Here is a 15,479-nt window from a genome sequence, read left to right as displayed (position 1 = left end):
TGAGCCGCCTCGGTTAAGCGTTTCTAACCGGTACTAGCCAAACCACCTGATAGGGCGCCAGCGCCAACTCCTCATTGGCGGCGACGTGCTGTTCGCTGATCAGATCGAAGTAAGTCCAGGCTTCTTGCGATGGCAGCAGTCGAGTCAGGTCCAGGGTGCGCGGCACGGCGGTGACGTTGAAGATGCCGTAGACGCGACTGTCGTCTGCATCGCGGCGCAGAATAAAAAACGCCGAATCCAGATCCACCACCCGCTGGCGAGCTTCAGGATGAAACGCCGGCTGTTCACCCCGCAATTTAATGCGCCGCGCCAGTTCCTGGCTGACGATATAGGACGGATGTCGCTCGTCGGTCATCACCTCATTCAGCTCATTCCACTGCCAGGTTTTGCGATTGATTGAACGCAAGCGCCCGGTGCGTTCAACGCCGGCCAAGTCGTTCGGTGAACCGATCAAACTCTGCAAATAAAAACCGGGAATGCCCTGCAGGCTCATCATCAAAGTTTGCGAACACAGAAAACGTTCCACCTGCCACTGGTCGGCACCGGTGCGGGTGCCTTTAAGCGCGTCGAAATAACTGATGTTGATTTCGTAAGGACTGTCTTTGCCGTTGGGGTTGGCTTTCATGCTGACGTAGCCGCCGAACTGGTGCATGCAGTCGAGCAGACTTTGAATTTCATAGGCCGGCAAAATGCCTTCGAGCGCGCGCAGGCCGATGCCGTCGTGACTGGCGGTGAAATTCAGGTAAGTGCAGTGCGGAGGTGGCGGTGCCAGTGTCATCGCCCAGTTGGTCAGCAGGTCGGCGTTGCCGCGGTTCAGGGTATAGAGCACCAGCGGCGGCAGCGCGAACTGATAGACCATCGAGGCTTCATCGCCCTCGCCGAAATAGGACAGGTTTTCCTCGTGCGGCACATTGGTTTCGGTGACCAATATGACCCAGGGCGCAACGGCATCGACGATGTCGCGCATCAGTTTAACGATCTCATGGGTTTCCGGCAGATGAATGCAGGAAGTGCCCAAGCGCTTCCATAAAAACGCCACCGCATCGAGCCGTACTAAGCGAGCACCTTTTGACAGATAGAACAAAAACACATCCATCATCGCCAGCAGCACATCGGGGTTTTCGTAATTCAGGTCGATCTGGTCTTCGCTAAAAGTTGCCCAGACATGACGAGTGCCACGGTGCGTATTGATGGGTGCGGCTAATGGCGAAGAACGCGGTCGGGTGACCATGGAAACGTCGGTAGCGGGGTCGAGATCGATAAAGTAATTGCAGCCCGGTTCCTGGTTTTGAATGTACTCAATAAACCAGAGGTTTTCGCGCGAGCAATGGTTCAAAACCAGATCGAACATAATGCCGAAACGGCGCGCTAAGGCATCGATATGATCCCATTGGCCGACGGTATCGCGCACCTGTTTAAAGTCGATGACCGAAAAGCCGTCGTCAGAGCTGTAGGGATAAAAGGGCAGTAAATGGATGTTGCTGATCAGGCTGGGATAGAAGGCTTCCAGAAAGCGTTCCAATTGCAATAGGCCCGGTTCATCGCGATTGCGAATGGCATCGCCGTAGGTAATCAGCAGATTGTCGGTTTCATCCCAGTTTGCGCTGCGGGTGTGATGGTAAATAGCGCTCTGATAACGATTCAATAAACCCATCAATTGATCGGTCACCGCCGGGGCGCGTTGTGCACCGTACAGCAACGTCATACGCTGCTCGGCTGATTCTCGAAAAGCCGCCAGACGGGCCTCGGCTTCTGTCATGTTAGTCTCCCTAACCTGATGTATGATGATCACAATTGAAGTAACGCACCATCCTGGTGCCATGCTTCATATTGGTGCAACAATATTAGTGTAAGGACAGTTCCAACCCCAGACCGCCATTGGCGCGCCAAAGCGGTGCAGGGCTGTACAGCTGACCCCAGCTACGCCGGTTATATCGCAAACAACGCGCCACAATTGCGGGTGGTCAGTTAATTGCTTAGAACTGAAGACAAAGCAGAAATAGAGGATAGGAAATGATTCGCAAATGTATGTTCCCCGTTGGCGGCTACGGAACGCGTTTTCTGCCGGCAACCAAGGCGCTGCCCAAGGAAATGCTGCCGATCGTCAATAAGCCCCTGGTGCAATATGGGGTTGAAGAGGCCATCGAAGCAGGCTTGAACGAAATCGGCTTTGTGACTGGTCGTGGCAAACGCGCCATTGCCGACCATTTTGATATTTCCTATGAGCTGGAACACCAGATCAATGGTTCCAACAAGGAAGAGTTTCTCAAATCGATTCGTCATGTGATGGATGAGGGCATTTTCTCGTTCACGCGCCAAAAAGAAATGAAAGGTCTGGGTCATGCCATTCTTTGCGGCGAAACTCTGATCGGCAACGAACCTTTCGGTGTCATCCTGGCTGACGACCTCTGTTTGCCCGAGCCTGAAGAAACCACGGAAAACGTCCTGGCGCAGATGGTCAAAGTCTTCAATCAATTCCGTTGCAGCATCGTTGCGGTGATGGAAGTACCCGAAGATGAGATCCACAAATACGGTGTGATCGACGGCGAAGAAATGAAAGACGGTCTCTACCGCGTAAAAAGCATGGTGGAAAAACCCAAGAAGGAAGACGCACCTTCTAATCTGGCGGTCATTGGTCGCTATATTCTGACGCCCGACATTTTTGAAATTCTGCGCAATACGCCGCCGGGCAAGAACGACGAAGTTCAGTTGACCGATGCCTTGATGACCCAGGCCCAGGATGGAGTGGTCATGGCCTATCGGCTGAAAGGCAAACGCTTTGACTGCGGTTCTGTTGAAGGCTTTGTCGACGCCACCAACTACTGCTACGAAAACCTCTACAAAAAAGGTCTGTTGACCTGATCAAAGCTCAGCCCGGGTCGTTCTGACCCGGGCTTTGTTCGACCTATTTTTCGGAACACTTCTATGTCTGATATTGAGATTCGCGATGGCGGTCTGGAGCATCCGGCCGTTGTTGAACTCCTGGCTGCGCATCTGGCGGGCATGGCTGAACACTCACCGCCGGAAAGCGTGCATGCACTCGATTTGAGTGCACTGCAACAACCGAATATTCAGTTTTGGACGGCCTGGCGTGACGATCAATTGCTTGGCTGTGCGGCTTTGAAAGCACTGGACGAGACGCATGGCGAATTGAAGTCCATGCGTACCGATCCGCGCTTTTTACGGCAGGGCATTGCCCGCGCTTTGCTACAGCACGCTTTGGATCAGGCGCGCACCAAAGGCATGCAACGCATCAGTCTGGAAACCGGCTCAATGGACGCCTTTTTGCCGGCGCGACGGATGTACGAAGCCGTGGGTTTTAAATACACCGATCCGTTCGCCGATTACCAGCCGGACCCGCATTCGGTTTTCATGACCTTGACATTCTAGAGCCGTCGATTGGCAGCATGCTCTGCTAGTCTGTCAGCTTTGCTGTGGGTGCGGAGTAGGTTGCCATGTTTCGACCTGTTGTGATCAGTTGTTTATCGTTCGGGCTTTTAGCGCCGGTTCTGGCCGAGTCTCCCACCGAATCCATTCATCTTGCTGCTGCTCGCTTTAATAATCTTTATACCCTTCAGGTTGCTCAGTCCGGCGAACTGATTCTGGCGGAAAGTTTTAATGGTGCCCGACTCGATCAGCCGGCCAATATCAAGTCGGCGTCCAAGTCGTTAATGTCAGCGCTGGTTGGCATCGCTATTGAACGCGGTGTGCTCGACAGTACTGATCAGCTCATTGCGCCGTTATTGAGTGATCAATTGCCAGCCGATCCGGATCCGCGTTTGCAGCAGATCACCATCGGACATCTGTTATCGATGCAGGCGGGATTGGAGCGCACCTCCGGCCGCAACTATGGTAACTGGGTCAGCAGCAGGAACTGGGTGCAAAACGCTCTGGCGCGTCCGTTCGATGCCGAGCCGGGTGGTCGCATGCAATATTCCACCGGCAGTACGCACTTATTGTCGGCTATTCTCACTCGTGAAACCGGTCGTCCGACCGATGAACTGGCCAACGAATGGTTGGCGCCGGCTGGCATCCGCATAGTCAGTTGGTTGCGCGATCCGCAAGGTATTCCACTGGGTGGTAATCAGGTCAGTATGACGCCGGCGTCATTGCTCGCCTTTGGTGAACTCTATCGTCGTGGTGGTCGGGCAATGGACGGCACTCAGGTGGTTTCACAGCAGTGGATTGATGCCAGCTGGCAGCCTTATACCCGCTCGCGCTACACCGGCGATGGCTATGGTTATGGCTGGTTTCTGCGTGATTTTGACGGCTACGACGGCTACTACGGTTGGGGATACGGCGGGCAGATGGTCTATGTATTGCCGGAGTTGGAGCTGACCATCGCCATCACCTCCAACCCCGATACGCCAGCCGGCCGCAGCGGTTATCGTGGCCAGTTGCATCGTCTGGTAGAGCGCGAAATTGTACCCTTGGCAGAGCAACGCCTGGCCGCTATTGATTCCGGTTTGATGGTTGCCGCTCAGCAAGTTGAGTAAACTGCGCTGTCTTTTGTCGATGTTAAGAGGCCTGTCATGAAAGCGTGGTTGATTCTGGCGATCGCGATCACCGCCGAAGTTGTGGGCACGACCGCACTCAAAGCCAGCGATAATTTCAGTCGGTTGTGGCCGTCGGTGATAGTGGTCGTCAGCTACGCGCTGGCATTTTATTTATTGGCGCAAACTCTGAAAGTGATACCCGTTGGCATCGCCTACGCGATCTGGGCCGGCGGTGGCATAGTACTAATTACTCTGGTTTCCTGGTGGATGTTTGATCAGAAACTGGATTGGCCGGCGCTTCTGGGTATGGCGCTGATCCTCAGTGGTGTGCTGGTGTTGAATCTGTTTTCACGGGCTGTGCCGCACTAGGGGCGTGGTCAAAAAAGGCAAGGATAACGCAATCGTAACGCAACGAAGGGACGGCTGAGATGGCAGTAATAACCCCCAAGCGACTGGTGTTGGTATCGACGGTGTTGGCAGTTGCTGCCTGTACCGTAGCGGATTCGGAGAGTGTTCTGACCTCGGGGATGTCGGCGTACATCGATGTGATTGCACGTGGCAATGGCACCACTGAGGTCGTTGCTGCGCTGGCGGCGGGCGACAGTTTAAATTCGGCGCGTATTGAATTGCAGGGCGATGATCGCCTTCTGGCAAGTAACGGTGTGCAAATCCAGCAGCTGTCGAAACGATACAACGGTTTTTTAAGCTATGGCGCTACGTTGAATGGCGACAGTGTTAACCGGCGTTACGCGGTCGACTTTGAGCGCACTGTCGATTCATCGACGCATTCCTGGACCTATCTGCCGGAACCGTTCGAAATCACTCACCCCGCAAGTGATGTACTCATTGAGGATGATGGCGTCGATCTTGAGTGGGAGGTCACTCACGGAGGTCAGTTGCGTCTAAAGGTGAGCTTGGAATGCAGCAACTATGCGAATCAGAAATCGTTTCGCAGCTCTGTTACAAACATCACCGATGATGGACACCACTACCTGGATCTAGATGGGCTAATGTCTGCTTTTAACCAGCCTTACTTTTTCGATGTCTGTGATGTGACCGCCACCTTGCAAAGTCGCCAGAGCGGCCAATTAGATACACGCTTTGGTAAGGGTGGGTCGATTGACGGCATTCAAAGTCGCAGCCGTCATTTCAAATTCGAACCTTAATCTTGTTTCACCGCTGAGCAGAGGCAACCCATGCGTGTGGTATTGGCACAAAGCGATAACGACTTGCAGCAACTGGCGCCGGTGATGTGCCAATTGCGTCCGCACTTTGATACCGAATCTTTAGTGCGCCAGGCGCGTCAGCAAATGGACGAAGAGGGCTATCATCTGGCGATGGTGGTGGATGACAACGCAGCGGTGTTGTGTGTCGCTGGCTTTGTTATTCAGCGCAAACTGGCCTGGGGTAAGCATCTCTATGTTGATGATCTGGTCACCGACGAAGCTCAGCGTTCCACCGGTGCAGGTGCGTTGATGATTGAGTGGTTATCGGATTACGCCCGCGAACAAGGCTGTGAACAATTGCATCTCGATAGTGGCGTACAACGTTTTGCCGCTCATCGTTTTTATTTCCGCCAGGGCTTTGTGATCAATAGTCATCACTTTGCGATGACGGAACTCTAGTCAGTTTTTAAGTCTATAAAAAAGCGGCCGAAGCCGCTTTTTTTGTGCCCTTTAAACCGGCAAGGTAAATAACCAGCCCAACCAGATTAACGCTGCGGCCAGGCTGAACAACAACCAGTAGCGATTGATATCACTGCGTTCTGCTGCGCCTTTTAGCGCCGGTTTGCGACCGTGCACCATGGCTTCAATTAAGGGTTCTTTGAAGCGGATGCGGTGGTAGAAAACCGCCAGGATATGGGTTGCAACCAACAACAGAATTAACGGCGGCAGGCGCGGATGCAACCAGGCAGCCAGATCGATCGCCCAGCTCGGCCCATCCATATTGAAGGGGCCGAACCAGAACACATCATCGCCGAAAAACAGGCCACTGACGGCCTGTAACGTCAGCACCAACAGCAGTACCAACACCATGGCGGCACCGGCTGGGTTGTGTCCGGCTTCGGCATCGGCGTGGCCACGTGCCAGTTCGCGCAAGTGTCGAGCGACGGCTTTAGGTGACAGATTCCAACTCGACCAGCGCGCGTAGGTGGTGCCTACCAACGCCCAGATCAGTCGAAACACCAGTAACGCGGAGAGGGTGTAACCGGCGTAGAAATGCACCTGTATTTGACCAACATTGACGCTGATAAACAGCACCAGCAGACACAGCACCAAGGCCCAGTGAAACAGTCGAATGGGCAAATCCCAGACTTTAATGTTGGTACTCATAAGTCGAACCTATTAATCGCAACTGCGGTCTTTAAAGTGACGGTGGCCGCTTTTGCGCATATCACCAATCTCTTGCAAGTGGCTGGCAGCGGTTGCGGTATCACCGGCATCCAATGCCGCGGCTACCTGATCCAACTGTGCAACCAGATCATTCATGGCCGTTTGAAACGCTTCGATATCCTCGGCACTGCCGCCATCTTGTAGCGAGTAGGGCGTTTCATCAGAGGCATCGACCGCCGCTTCGCGCAAAGTAGCGACGCGTGTTTTGGCTTCTTCAATGTCGTTGCCGCGCACGGCGCGGACCAACGGACGCATATTGTCAGCCAGCGTTTCCATGTTGGCGTAGAGTTCGGTTTCGTCGCAGCTTTGGGCGAAGGCGGTCGCTGACAAACCAAAACTGATGGCCGCAGCGGCCAGGAAGCGTTTCATATTGAACGTGAAGGAAGCAGTCATAGTGGGTCCTTTTTTGGGGGCAGTTTTTTATGACCGGGACATGATACTAGAGCGATTCTTAAGTCAGGATGAAGCCAGTGTGGAGGGATTGTAAAGTTCGTGTTTAGCCGTCTTCACGGTGATTCAGAGCGGTGCGAAAAGGCTTGTCAGCACCGACTTGGCGCGGGCTTTGGGCTGTCTTGGTGCCTGGATATTCAGTCCGATAGTGAAGGTTTATCGATTTAATAGGTTTATCATAAATTTCTTTATGATCGTATTTTCCTATCAAAGTCATTGATAGACTTTGATTTTATCAATGCCACTTGCTCCCTAATATTTGCGGTGTCGAAGGCGGCCGTGTTCCGCCGGGTTTTAACCAATTCGTATCGAATGAATGACTGCAAACTGAGGAGCAATACATGAACCGCTATATCAATTCTGAACTGAAACCTTTTAAAGCGACCGCTTTCCACAACGGTGAATTTGTTGACGTCAGCAGTGACGACATCAAAGGCAAGTGGGCGGTTTTCTTTTTCTATCCGGCCGACTTCACCTTTGTTTGCCCAACCGAGCTCGGTGACCTGGCGGACAACTATGAAGAGTTCAAAAAAATGGGCGTTGAGATTTACTCGGTCTCTACCGACACCCATTTCACGCACAAAGCCTGGCACGAAACGTCTGACACCATTGGCAAAATCGAGTACCCGATGCTGGGCGACCCGACTGGCACCATCACTCGTAACTTCGGTGTGATGATCGAAGAAGACGGCCTGGCCGATCGCGGTACTTTTGTGATCGATCCGCAAGGTCAAATCAAGATTGTTGAAATCACCGACGGTGGTATTGGCCGTGATGCCAGCGAACTGCTGCGCAAAATCAAAGCCGCTCAATACATCGCCGCTCACCCGGGTGAAGTGTGCCCGGCCAAGTGGAAAGAAGGTGAAGCAACGCTGTCTCCGTCACTGGACCTGGTTGGCAAAATCTAACGCCAGTAGTGACGATATAAATGAGCCCTCCTGCGGGAGGGCTTTTATAAATTCCGCAGTCTGGCTTGATCAAGCAAGCGGGACTGCTTTGGACACACGATTAAGGACAAACCGATGTTGGATGCCAATCTGAAACAGCAACTGGACACCTATTTGCAAAATATTGTCACGCCCATCGAGGTCAGTGTGTCCAGTGATGATTCCGCCAAAGGTCGTGAACTGAGCGAGCTGGCGCATGAAATCATCGAACTGAGTGACAAAATTAACCTGGGTTCTTTTCACGGCCAGCGTACTCCGAGCATGGCCATTGCGCCGGTCGGTGAAACGCCGCGTGTGAGCTTCGCTGGCGTGCCCATGGGCCACGAATTTACCTCTCTGGTATTGGCGTTACTGCAAGCCGGTGGTCACCCCTCGAAGGCCGATCAAAGTCTGCAGGATCAGATCAAAGCGATCCCCGGTCCGCTGCATTTTGAAACCTATATTTCGCTGTCGTGCCAGAACTGCCCGGATGTGGTTCAGGCGTTGAATCTTATGGCAAAACTGAACCCGAACATCAGCCACGAAATGATCGATGGCGGTGTGTTCCAGGACGAAGTGGAAGCCAAAGAAATCATGGCGGTGCCGTCGGTTTATCTGAACGGCGAACACTTTGGTCAGGGTCGGATGTCACTCGAAGACATCGTCGCCAAGGTCGATACCGGCGCGGCCGAACAGCAAGTTGAAGCGCTGAACCAACGCGACACTTACGATGTACTCGTCGTTGGTGGTGGCCCGGCGGGTGCGGCGGCGGCCATTTATGCCGCGCGCAAAGGCATTCGCACTGGCTTGGTTGCCGAGCGTTTTGGTGGCCAGGTCATGGACACAGTCGGCATCGAAAACTTTATTTCTGTGCCTTACACCGAAGGCCCGAAACTGACGGCCAGTCTGGAACAGCACGTTAAAGAATACGGCGTTGATTTGATTGTCGGTCAGCGCGCCGCCGAGCTGAGCCGCGATGGCGTGGTCAAGTTGGGTCTGGAAAGTGGCGCGGCCCTGAGTTCGCGTTCAGTGATTCTGGCACCGGGTGCGCGCTGGCGGAAAATTGGTGTACCCGGCGAAGCCGAATACACCAACAAGGGCGTGGCTTATTGCCCACACTGTGATGGTCCGTTTTATAAAGGCAAACGTGTGGCGGTGATCGGTGGCGGTAACTCCGGTATCGAAGCGGCCATCGACCTGGCCGGTATTGTCGAGCATGTGACGGTCTTGGAATTCGCCGACACCTTGCGCGCTGATGACGTCCTGCAACGCAAAGCCAAATCGCTGCCCAATGTCGATATTCTGACCAACGCTCAGACCACCGAGATTGTCGGTAACGGCAAGGCAGTGACCGGTTTGAACTACACCGATCGCGCCACCGACCAAGCCAAGTCGATTGAACTGGCCGGGGTCTTTGTGCAGATCGGTTTGGTGCCCAACACCGAATGGTTGCAGGACAGCGATATCGAACTGAACCGCATGGGTGAGATGGTGATCGATAGCCGCGGCGCAACGTCCATTCCGGGCGTTTACGCCGCCGGTGATGCGACCACCGTGCCCTACAAACAGATCGTCATTTCCATGGGCGCGGGTGCCACCGCTGCGCTGGGTGCTTTTGATTATCTGATTCGTGAATCGGCGCCGGCCAGTGACGCTGACGCGGCCAAAAGCGAAGTCGAAGCTGTCGCTTAAATCGAGCGGGTAAGCAATAAAATGAGAAAGGGTTCAGTGATGGTGCTGGACCCTTTTTTGTTGAACTAAACAGGCCTGTTTTTATTGTGTTGGTCGCATCTTGGAACTCATTAATCTGGGCAGCAATATCGCCGTTAATGCACCTAAGCCAGCCAGACTCCACCATAGCCCGCTAATGCCCAACCAGGGCAGCAGCCAGGAAAATCCAAAAGCCACGGCCAGACCGCCGGCCTGAACAGCCAGACTGATCAAACTGAACAAGGTTGCTCGTAAATGGCTGGGAGCCGTGCGCGCCACCAGCGTTTCCAATGGCACATTCAGCATCGACAGGCTGAACATAAATCCCAGATAGGCCGAAGCAAAACCGATAAGGCTGGATTGCCAGGCCAGCGCAGCAAATACCAGCGCCACCCAGCCGAGCAACGCCATCAGCCAAAAAGAACTGGCGCCACCGAAACGACGCACCAGTCGAGTCAGCACCCAGGGGCCGACTACCGCCGCTAAAAAATAACCACTCGATAACCAGCCAAAGACGGCGTAGCTGATCGTCGGGAACAGAGTGCGCAAACGAGCCTGCCAATAGGTTTCCAGAGCGAACAACAACAGGCCGATAATCCAAGCAACTAAAACCAGGGCGCGCAGTGTCTGGTTTGATCTCAGTTGAGCCAGCGCCTGACGAAGGGGTTGCACACCGCTGCCATGATCAGAACCTAAGTCGCCTTCGTGAAACAGCCAGGGCAGCAGGCAGAGATGTAAGGCAGTCAGACCGGCTTGCAGCAGAAGATTCCATTGAGTGGCTGGCTGCTCACACCAGAAGGGTCCAAGCCAGGTGGGAAGGTAGCCACCGAGAATGGCGCCGGCTGCCAACCCTGTGGCTGTGCAACTGTGAAAGCGACCGATATAAACATCGAGACGATGACCCAGCTGTGTGCGCTCCAACGCTTCAACCTGCCAGGCTTCAATGCTGCCGGAATCCAGAGCACGACCCACACCGGCTAGCGCCAGGGCTGCAAACAGCCAGCCAAAGTCCGTGCTGACTAAACACAGCAGTGCCGCCAACAGGGTCAAGAGGCGCGACAGCGCATAGATACGCACTCGGCCGTAACGGTCGGCCAGGGCACCTAAGGGCAATTCCAGCACTGTCGTGGCACTGGCATAGGCGCCAAACAGTAAGCCGATCTGAGTCAGATCCATGCCTTTGATTTGCAGGAAAAGCGTTTGTACGGCGACGAAAACACCCAGCGACATTCCCGCCAGGAGGTAATGCAAACTGAGGCGATTAACTAAGGCCATAAGCGCTCCGCATTTAACTGCGGCAGACCTTAGAATTGAGCTACTGTAAAATAAATACAGGTAGTCGTTAGGTTAGATAAACCAAATGTTTAAAATAGATTGGTTGCGTTCTTTTGTCGCCGTGGCTGACCAGGGCAGTTTTACACTGGCGGCGCGGCAACTGGAGCTCAGCACCATGGCGCTGAGCAAGCACCTGAGTCAGTTGGAAGCCGAACTGGACGAACCCTTGCTCAAGCGCAGTACCCGTTCTCTTCAGTTAACCGAATTTGGTCAGGCTTTCCTGGCGCGCGCTGAACATCTGCTGCGCGAGCAGGATGCTTTGGCTGAGTGGGTGCAATCCCGCCACAGCGAGCCCAGCGGTGTACTCCGGGTGATGGGTGTGGAGATGGCGTTGCGCACCACCGTCTTACCCTGGGTCGCTGAATTCAGGCAACGCTATCCGCGTATCGAGTTGGAGATTGATATTGCCAATGAATTGATCGACCCGAATCGACAGTCATTCGATGTGGTCTGGGGCACGGGCCGTTACCTGGGCGACCGTTACCCGGGCTTGATTCGTCGGCGTCTGCTCAATGCCGACTATGGGGTGTTCGCAAGCCCGGATTATCTGGCGCGTTTTGGCATGCCACAGCACCCGCGTGAATTGGATCGGCATCAGCTGATCGGCCAACTGCACGATGAACCGAACAACTTTCTGGTGATTCGTGATGCAGGCGCAGGGACCGATTTATTGCCGGTCTGTTATATGACCGCGCCGGTCAAGGCCAGTCTCGGTCATTTGCAGCTGTGCATCAGTGGTTTGGGTTTAATCAACGCCAGCGCCAACTTGCCTGAGGTGCAGGCGGCGATCACTGAAGGGCAATTAGTGCCGGTGTTGCGCGATTACTGGTTCGAAGCGATGGACCTCTATTTCTACACCCATCAGGTTCGGCAACGCCAAGCCAAGGTGGATGCCTTTATCGACTTTTTCTGGCCCAAAGCCGAGCTGTTGGGCTAAAAATAACGGCCAATAAAAAAGGGCCCGAAGGCCCTTTCTCAGTTGGCTATTAATTAGCCTTCGTAGCGCTGCATCACCAGGGTAGCGTTGGTGCCACCGAAGCCGAAGCTGTTCGACATGATGCGGTTCAGCTTCACGCCTTCGCGCAATTCAGTGACCACATTGGCGTCGCCGGCTTCCGGGTCGAGGTTGTCGACGTTGGCGCTGGCGGCAATGAAATCACCTTCCATCATCAGCAGGCTGTAGATGGCTTCCTGTACGCCAGCGGCACCCAGGCTGTGACCAGACAGCGACTTGGTAGACGCTACCGGCGGCATGTTCTCACCGAAGACAGTACTGACTGCTTTCAGCTCAGTGACGTCACCGGCTGGAGTAGAAGTGCCGTGGGCATTGATGTAATCAATGTCACCGTCGACGTTCTGCAGCGCCATCTGCATGCAGCGCACCGCGCCTTCACCGCTCGGAGCCACCATGTTGTAGCCGTCGCTGGTGGCGCCGTAACCGACGATTTCGGCGTAGATTTTGGCACCGCGCGCCTTGGCGTGTTCCAGTTCTTCCAACACCAACATGCCGCCACCGCCGGCGATGACAAAGCCATCACGGTTGGCATCGTAGGCGCGGCTGGCGCGCTCGGGAGTGTCGTTGTACTGGGTCGACAAGGCACCCATGGCGTCGAACAGGCAGCTCATGGTCCAGTGCTCGGCTTCGGCACCGCCGGCAAACATCACATCCTGTTTGCCCAACTGGATCAGTTCCATGGCGTTGCCGATGCAATGCGCGCTGGTAGAGCAAGCTGAAGAAATGGAGTAGTTCACGCCTTTAATCTGGAAGGGCGTTGCCAGGCAGGCAGAAACGGTAGAACCCATGGTCTGGGTGACGCGATATGGGCCAACTCGCTTGAGGCCTTTTTCGCGCAGAATGTCGGCGGCTTCTGTCTGGCTGCCGGAATCGGCGCCACCGGAACCGGCGATAATGCCAGTGCGGATATTCGATACCTGATCTTCGCTCAGGCCAGCATCGGCAATGGCTTGCTGCATGGACACATAAGCGAAGCCCGCGGCATCACCCATAAAGCGGATCGATTTGCGGTCGATGTGCTCAGCCAGATCGATTTCCGGGGTACCCGAAACGTGGCTGCGCATGCCCATATCAGCATAAGTCTGGTTAAAACGGATGCCGGAACGACCGGCGCGCAGGTTGGCGGCTACGGTGGCGGCATCATTGCCCAGGCATGAAACGATGCCCAGGCCAGTCACTACAACGCGTTTCATCGATTAGCCTCCCATCTGTTCAGGTTTGAACAGACCGACTTTTAAGTCTTTAGCAAAGTAGATGGGTTTGCCATCGCACTCGACCACGCCATCGGCAATGCCCATGACCAGACGCGATTCCATGACCCGCTTGATGGTCAGTTTGTAGGTGACCAGTTTGGCGTCCGGCTCGATCTGGCCTTTGAACATCAGTTCGCCAACACCCAGCGCACGGCCACGACCTTCGTTGCCGCGCCAGCCGAGGAAGAAGCCGACCAACTGCCACATGGCGTCGAGGCCGAGGCAGCCAGGCATAACCGGGTCGCCCGGGAAGTGGCACTGGAAGAACCAGAGGTCCGGATTGATATCCAGTTCAGCAATGATTTCGCCTTTGCCGTTGTCGCCACCGGTGTCAGTGATCAAACGGATGCGATCCATCATCAGCATGTTGTCGACGGGCAGCTGGGCATTGCCCGGGCCAAACATGCGCCCATGGCCGCACTCGATAAGGTCTGCTTTGTCGAATGAATTGGGGCGATCGGTCATAAAAGTCAGGTTCTCTGTCTTTAGATAAAAGGAATAGTGCGCGCACGATAGCTGAAAGGGTGGGTTGATTCCATGCCGTGGGGGAAAAAGTGAGTCAAGATTATAGGGGTTAAGGCAACAGAGTGACCGCGGGTGATGGCGGCGGATCGCTTGTTGATGAGTCGGTTGGATTTTCGTTTTACCAACCAAAACGCGGTCAATCGACTGTGTTCAATGAATCTACGAAAGCCACTTTTACTCGCGAACAGGGCCTGCATTCGCTAAGCACAGCTGTGCCGCCGATCGGATGTTGATCCAGTTCACAAAACCATCCAAAACATCACTAAAGTCAAAAATATGACTGGTAAGCGTGGCAATCGCGCCATAAATATGGCGCTCGGTGCTGGTTGTTCAGTATCCGTTTTAAAGGGTTTTAAAGAATCTTATTCGAGGGAGAGTTGCATGATGAAGAAGGAACTATTAAGCGTTTTCGCCGTGGCTGCATTGTTGGCAGGTTGTAATTCCGAGAGCAATGGTGGTCCAGGTAGCCTGTCGTTTGATGTTGGTGGGCATTGGGAGATTTCGGAACTAGAGGGTATATCCAAGCATTTCATGAATATCGTAGTGGATCCTGACGGCCGTTTTATGGGAACTCAGGGAGACCCGAATATAACAATTATTGGTAGTGATGCCGGTGCAATAGGGTTGGAGGGTTCGGGTGTTAGTGGTCTTGCTCGTTATTGTAAACCGATTACTAAAACAGAAGACGAACCATATCCGCATGAATGCGGATCGCTAAGTCTTAATCTGAATATTGAAGACGACAACACCATGGTCGGTGAGCTTGTTATGACGGATCCAACTAATGCTGAAGGGGCGTCCGTCGAGGTCAAGGTAGAGCGATTAACTGACCTGAACCAACCTAAAGATCTGGGTGTTAATCTTAATAGTACCTGGTTATCACTCTATATCAGAGATCAAAACCCTGGTAGTTCAAACGGGCAACAAGATGCTACCGTGAATATCGACTACTCTGCTGGGACATTCACTTATACTTATAAAAATTTCTCAGTACAGGGAAGTATTTCTGAGGTAGCCGATAATATCTACAGCGTAAAGAGCTTCGAAGGAGAGTCTATAACAGCAAATGGACTGGCCTTTGTTGACGCGGACGGTCTGTTGCACATGGGAGTCGTGGCCGGAACCGGAGCGGATTCGGTTATTCTTGGTGATATTTATAGAAATCTCTTCGATTAATAAAATTTAAAGGCCCATGTTGATTTTCAGCATGGGCTTTTTTAGTTGTGATATTCCTTCCGAACTGTCATCGATCACCGTCGCCAGCCAGAGGGCTGCGGGCATGGCTACCTCATAAAAGTTCCCACTAAGCCGCGATAAACCAAAAATAAGCGCATCTTAGTCGGCTTAGTTGGCTCGCTGTCATATCATGTCTGTTG

Annotated in this window: 16 protein-coding genes; 10 read left to right on the top strand and 6 right to left on the bottom strand. The window is 53.7% G+C overall.

Going from position 1 to position 15,479, the window contains the following annotated elements; translation table 11 throughout:
- Nucleotides 1–13 precede the first annotated feature (13 nt).
- Entirely contained in the window at nucleotides 14–1,759 is a 1,746-nt protein-coding gene (locus ABMA60_RS10605; protein WP_392802633.1) for a sugar phosphorylase, read from the bottom strand.
- A gap of 254 nt (nucleotides 1,760–2,013) precedes the next feature.
- On the opposite strand from ABMA60_RS10605, the gene galU reads away from it, so the two are divergent.
- From galU to ABMA60_RS10575, 6 genes are all read left to right on the top strand, one after another.
- Nucleotides 2,014–2,862 carry a UTP--glucose-1-phosphate uridylyltransferase GalU gene (gene galU, locus ABMA60_RS10600; RefSeq protein ID WP_392802631.1) on the top strand — a complete coding sequence of 283 codons (849 nt, stop codon included), beginning with the start codon at nucleotides 2,014–2,016 and terminating at the stop codon, nucleotides 2,860–2,862.
- A 63-nt stretch (nucleotides 2,863–2,925) separates the two neighbouring features.
- Nucleotides 2,926–3,390: a GNAT family N-acetyltransferase gene (locus ABMA60_RS10595; RefSeq protein ID WP_392802628.1), complete on the top strand. Its 465-nt coding sequence runs from the start codon at nucleotides 2,926–2,928 to the stop codon at nucleotides 3,388–3,390.
- A 65-nt stretch (nucleotides 3,391–3,455) separates the two neighbouring features.
- On the top strand, nucleotides 3,456–4,496 hold the full coding sequence (locus ABMA60_RS10590; protein WP_392802625.1) for a serine hydrolase domain-containing protein: 1,041 nt from the start codon (nucleotides 3,456–3,458) through the stop codon (nucleotides 4,494–4,496).
- 36 nt (nucleotides 4,497–4,532) lie between these two features.
- Nucleotides 4,533–4,865 carry an SMR family transporter gene (locus ABMA60_RS10585; RefSeq protein WP_392802622.1) on the top strand — a complete coding sequence of 111 codons (333 nt, stop codon included), beginning with the start codon at nucleotides 4,533–4,535 and terminating at the stop codon, nucleotides 4,863–4,865.
- Between the two features lie 59 nt (nucleotides 4,866–4,924).
- Nucleotides 4,925–5,662: a hypothetical protein gene (locus tag ABMA60_RS10580; protein ID WP_392802620.1), complete on the top strand. Its 738-nt coding sequence runs from the start codon at nucleotides 4,925–4,927 to the stop codon at nucleotides 5,660–5,662.
- Nucleotides 5,663–5,692: 30 nt separating this feature from the next.
- The gene (locus ABMA60_RS10575; RefSeq protein WP_392802617.1) at nucleotides 5,693–6,121 is read left to right on the top strand and encodes a GNAT family N-acetyltransferase; all 429 of its coding nucleotides are present in this window, start codon (nucleotides 5,693–5,695) and stop codon (nucleotides 6,119–6,121) included.
- A gap of 51 nt (nucleotides 6,122–6,172) precedes the next feature.
- On the opposite strand, the gene ABMA60_RS10570 is transcribed toward ABMA60_RS10575, so the two are convergent.
- Both ABMA60_RS10570 and ABMA60_RS10565 read right to left on the bottom strand, forming a co-directional pair.
- On the bottom strand, nucleotides 6,173–6,829 hold the full coding sequence (locus ABMA60_RS10570; RefSeq protein WP_392802614.1) for a cytochrome b/b6 domain-containing protein: 657 nt from the start codon (nucleotides 6,827–6,829) through the stop codon (nucleotides 6,173–6,175).
- Nucleotides 6,830–6,841: 12 nt separating this feature from the next.
- Nucleotides 6,842–7,282, bottom strand: a complete 441-nt coding sequence (locus ABMA60_RS10565) for a cytochrome b562 (protein ID WP_392802612.1) — start codon at nucleotides 7,280–7,282, stop codon at nucleotides 6,842–6,844.
- Nucleotides 7,283–7,680: 398 nt separating this feature from the next.
- Here ABMA60_RS10565 and ahpC point away from each other — a divergent pair, with 398 nt between their 5' ends.
- Together ahpC and ahpF are read left to right on the top strand one after the other, a co-directional pair.
- Nucleotides 7,681–8,247: an alkyl hydroperoxide reductase subunit C gene (gene ahpC, locus ABMA60_RS10560; RefSeq protein WP_392802610.1), complete on the top strand. Its 567-nt coding sequence runs from the start codon at nucleotides 7,681–7,683 to the stop codon at nucleotides 8,245–8,247.
- Between the two features lie 114 nt (nucleotides 8,248–8,361).
- Entirely contained in the window at nucleotides 8,362–9,957 is a 1,596-nt protein-coding gene (ahpF, locus tag ABMA60_RS10555; RefSeq protein ID WP_392802607.1) for an alkyl hydroperoxide reductase subunit F, read from the top strand.
- An 81-nt stretch (nucleotides 9,958–10,038) separates the two neighbouring features.
- Here the strand turns inward: ahpF and ABMA60_RS10550 are convergent, their stop codons facing one another.
- Nucleotides 10,039–11,250 carry an MFS transporter gene (locus tag ABMA60_RS10550; protein ID WP_392802604.1) on the bottom strand — a complete coding sequence of 404 codons (1,212 nt, stop codon included), beginning with the start codon at nucleotides 11,248–11,250 and terminating at the stop codon, nucleotides 10,039–10,041.
- 85 nt (nucleotides 11,251–11,335) lie between these two features.
- On the opposite strand from ABMA60_RS10550, the gene ABMA60_RS10545 reads away from it, so the two are divergent.
- Nucleotides 11,336–12,247, top strand: coding sequence for a LysR family transcriptional regulator (locus ABMA60_RS10545; protein WP_392802601.1), 912 nt, complete (start codon nucleotides 11,336–11,338; stop codon nucleotides 12,245–12,247).
- A 53-nt stretch (nucleotides 12,248–12,300) separates the two neighbouring features.
- On the opposite strand, the gene fabB is transcribed toward ABMA60_RS10545, so the two are convergent.
- Both fabB and fabA read right to left on the bottom strand, forming a co-directional pair.
- Entirely contained in the window at nucleotides 12,301–13,518 is a 1,218-nt protein-coding gene (gene fabB / locus ABMA60_RS10540; RefSeq protein ID WP_392802599.1) for a beta-ketoacyl-ACP synthase I, read from the bottom strand.
- A gap of 3 nt (nucleotides 13,519–13,521) precedes the next feature.
- Nucleotides 13,522–14,043, bottom strand: coding sequence for a bifunctional 3-hydroxydecanoyl-ACP dehydratase/trans-2-decenoyl-ACP isomerase (fabA, locus tag ABMA60_RS10535; protein ID WP_392802597.1), 522 nt, complete (start codon nucleotides 14,041–14,043; stop codon nucleotides 13,522–13,524).
- Between the two features lie 441 nt (nucleotides 14,044–14,484).
- On the opposite strand from fabA, the gene ABMA60_RS10530 reads away from it, so the two are divergent.
- Nucleotides 14,485–15,279: a hypothetical protein gene (locus ABMA60_RS10530; protein WP_392802594.1), complete on the top strand. Its 795-nt coding sequence runs from the start codon at nucleotides 14,485–14,487 to the stop codon at nucleotides 15,277–15,279.
- Nucleotides 15,280–15,479 lie beyond the last annotated feature (200 nt).

The organism is Saccharospirillum sp. HFRX-2 (assembly GCF_043196805.1).
Classification (GTDB): Bacteria; Pseudomonadota; Gammaproteobacteria; order Pseudomonadales; family Natronospirillaceae; genus Saccharospirillum.
This window is presented reverse-complemented; position numbering and strand designations above follow the sequence as displayed.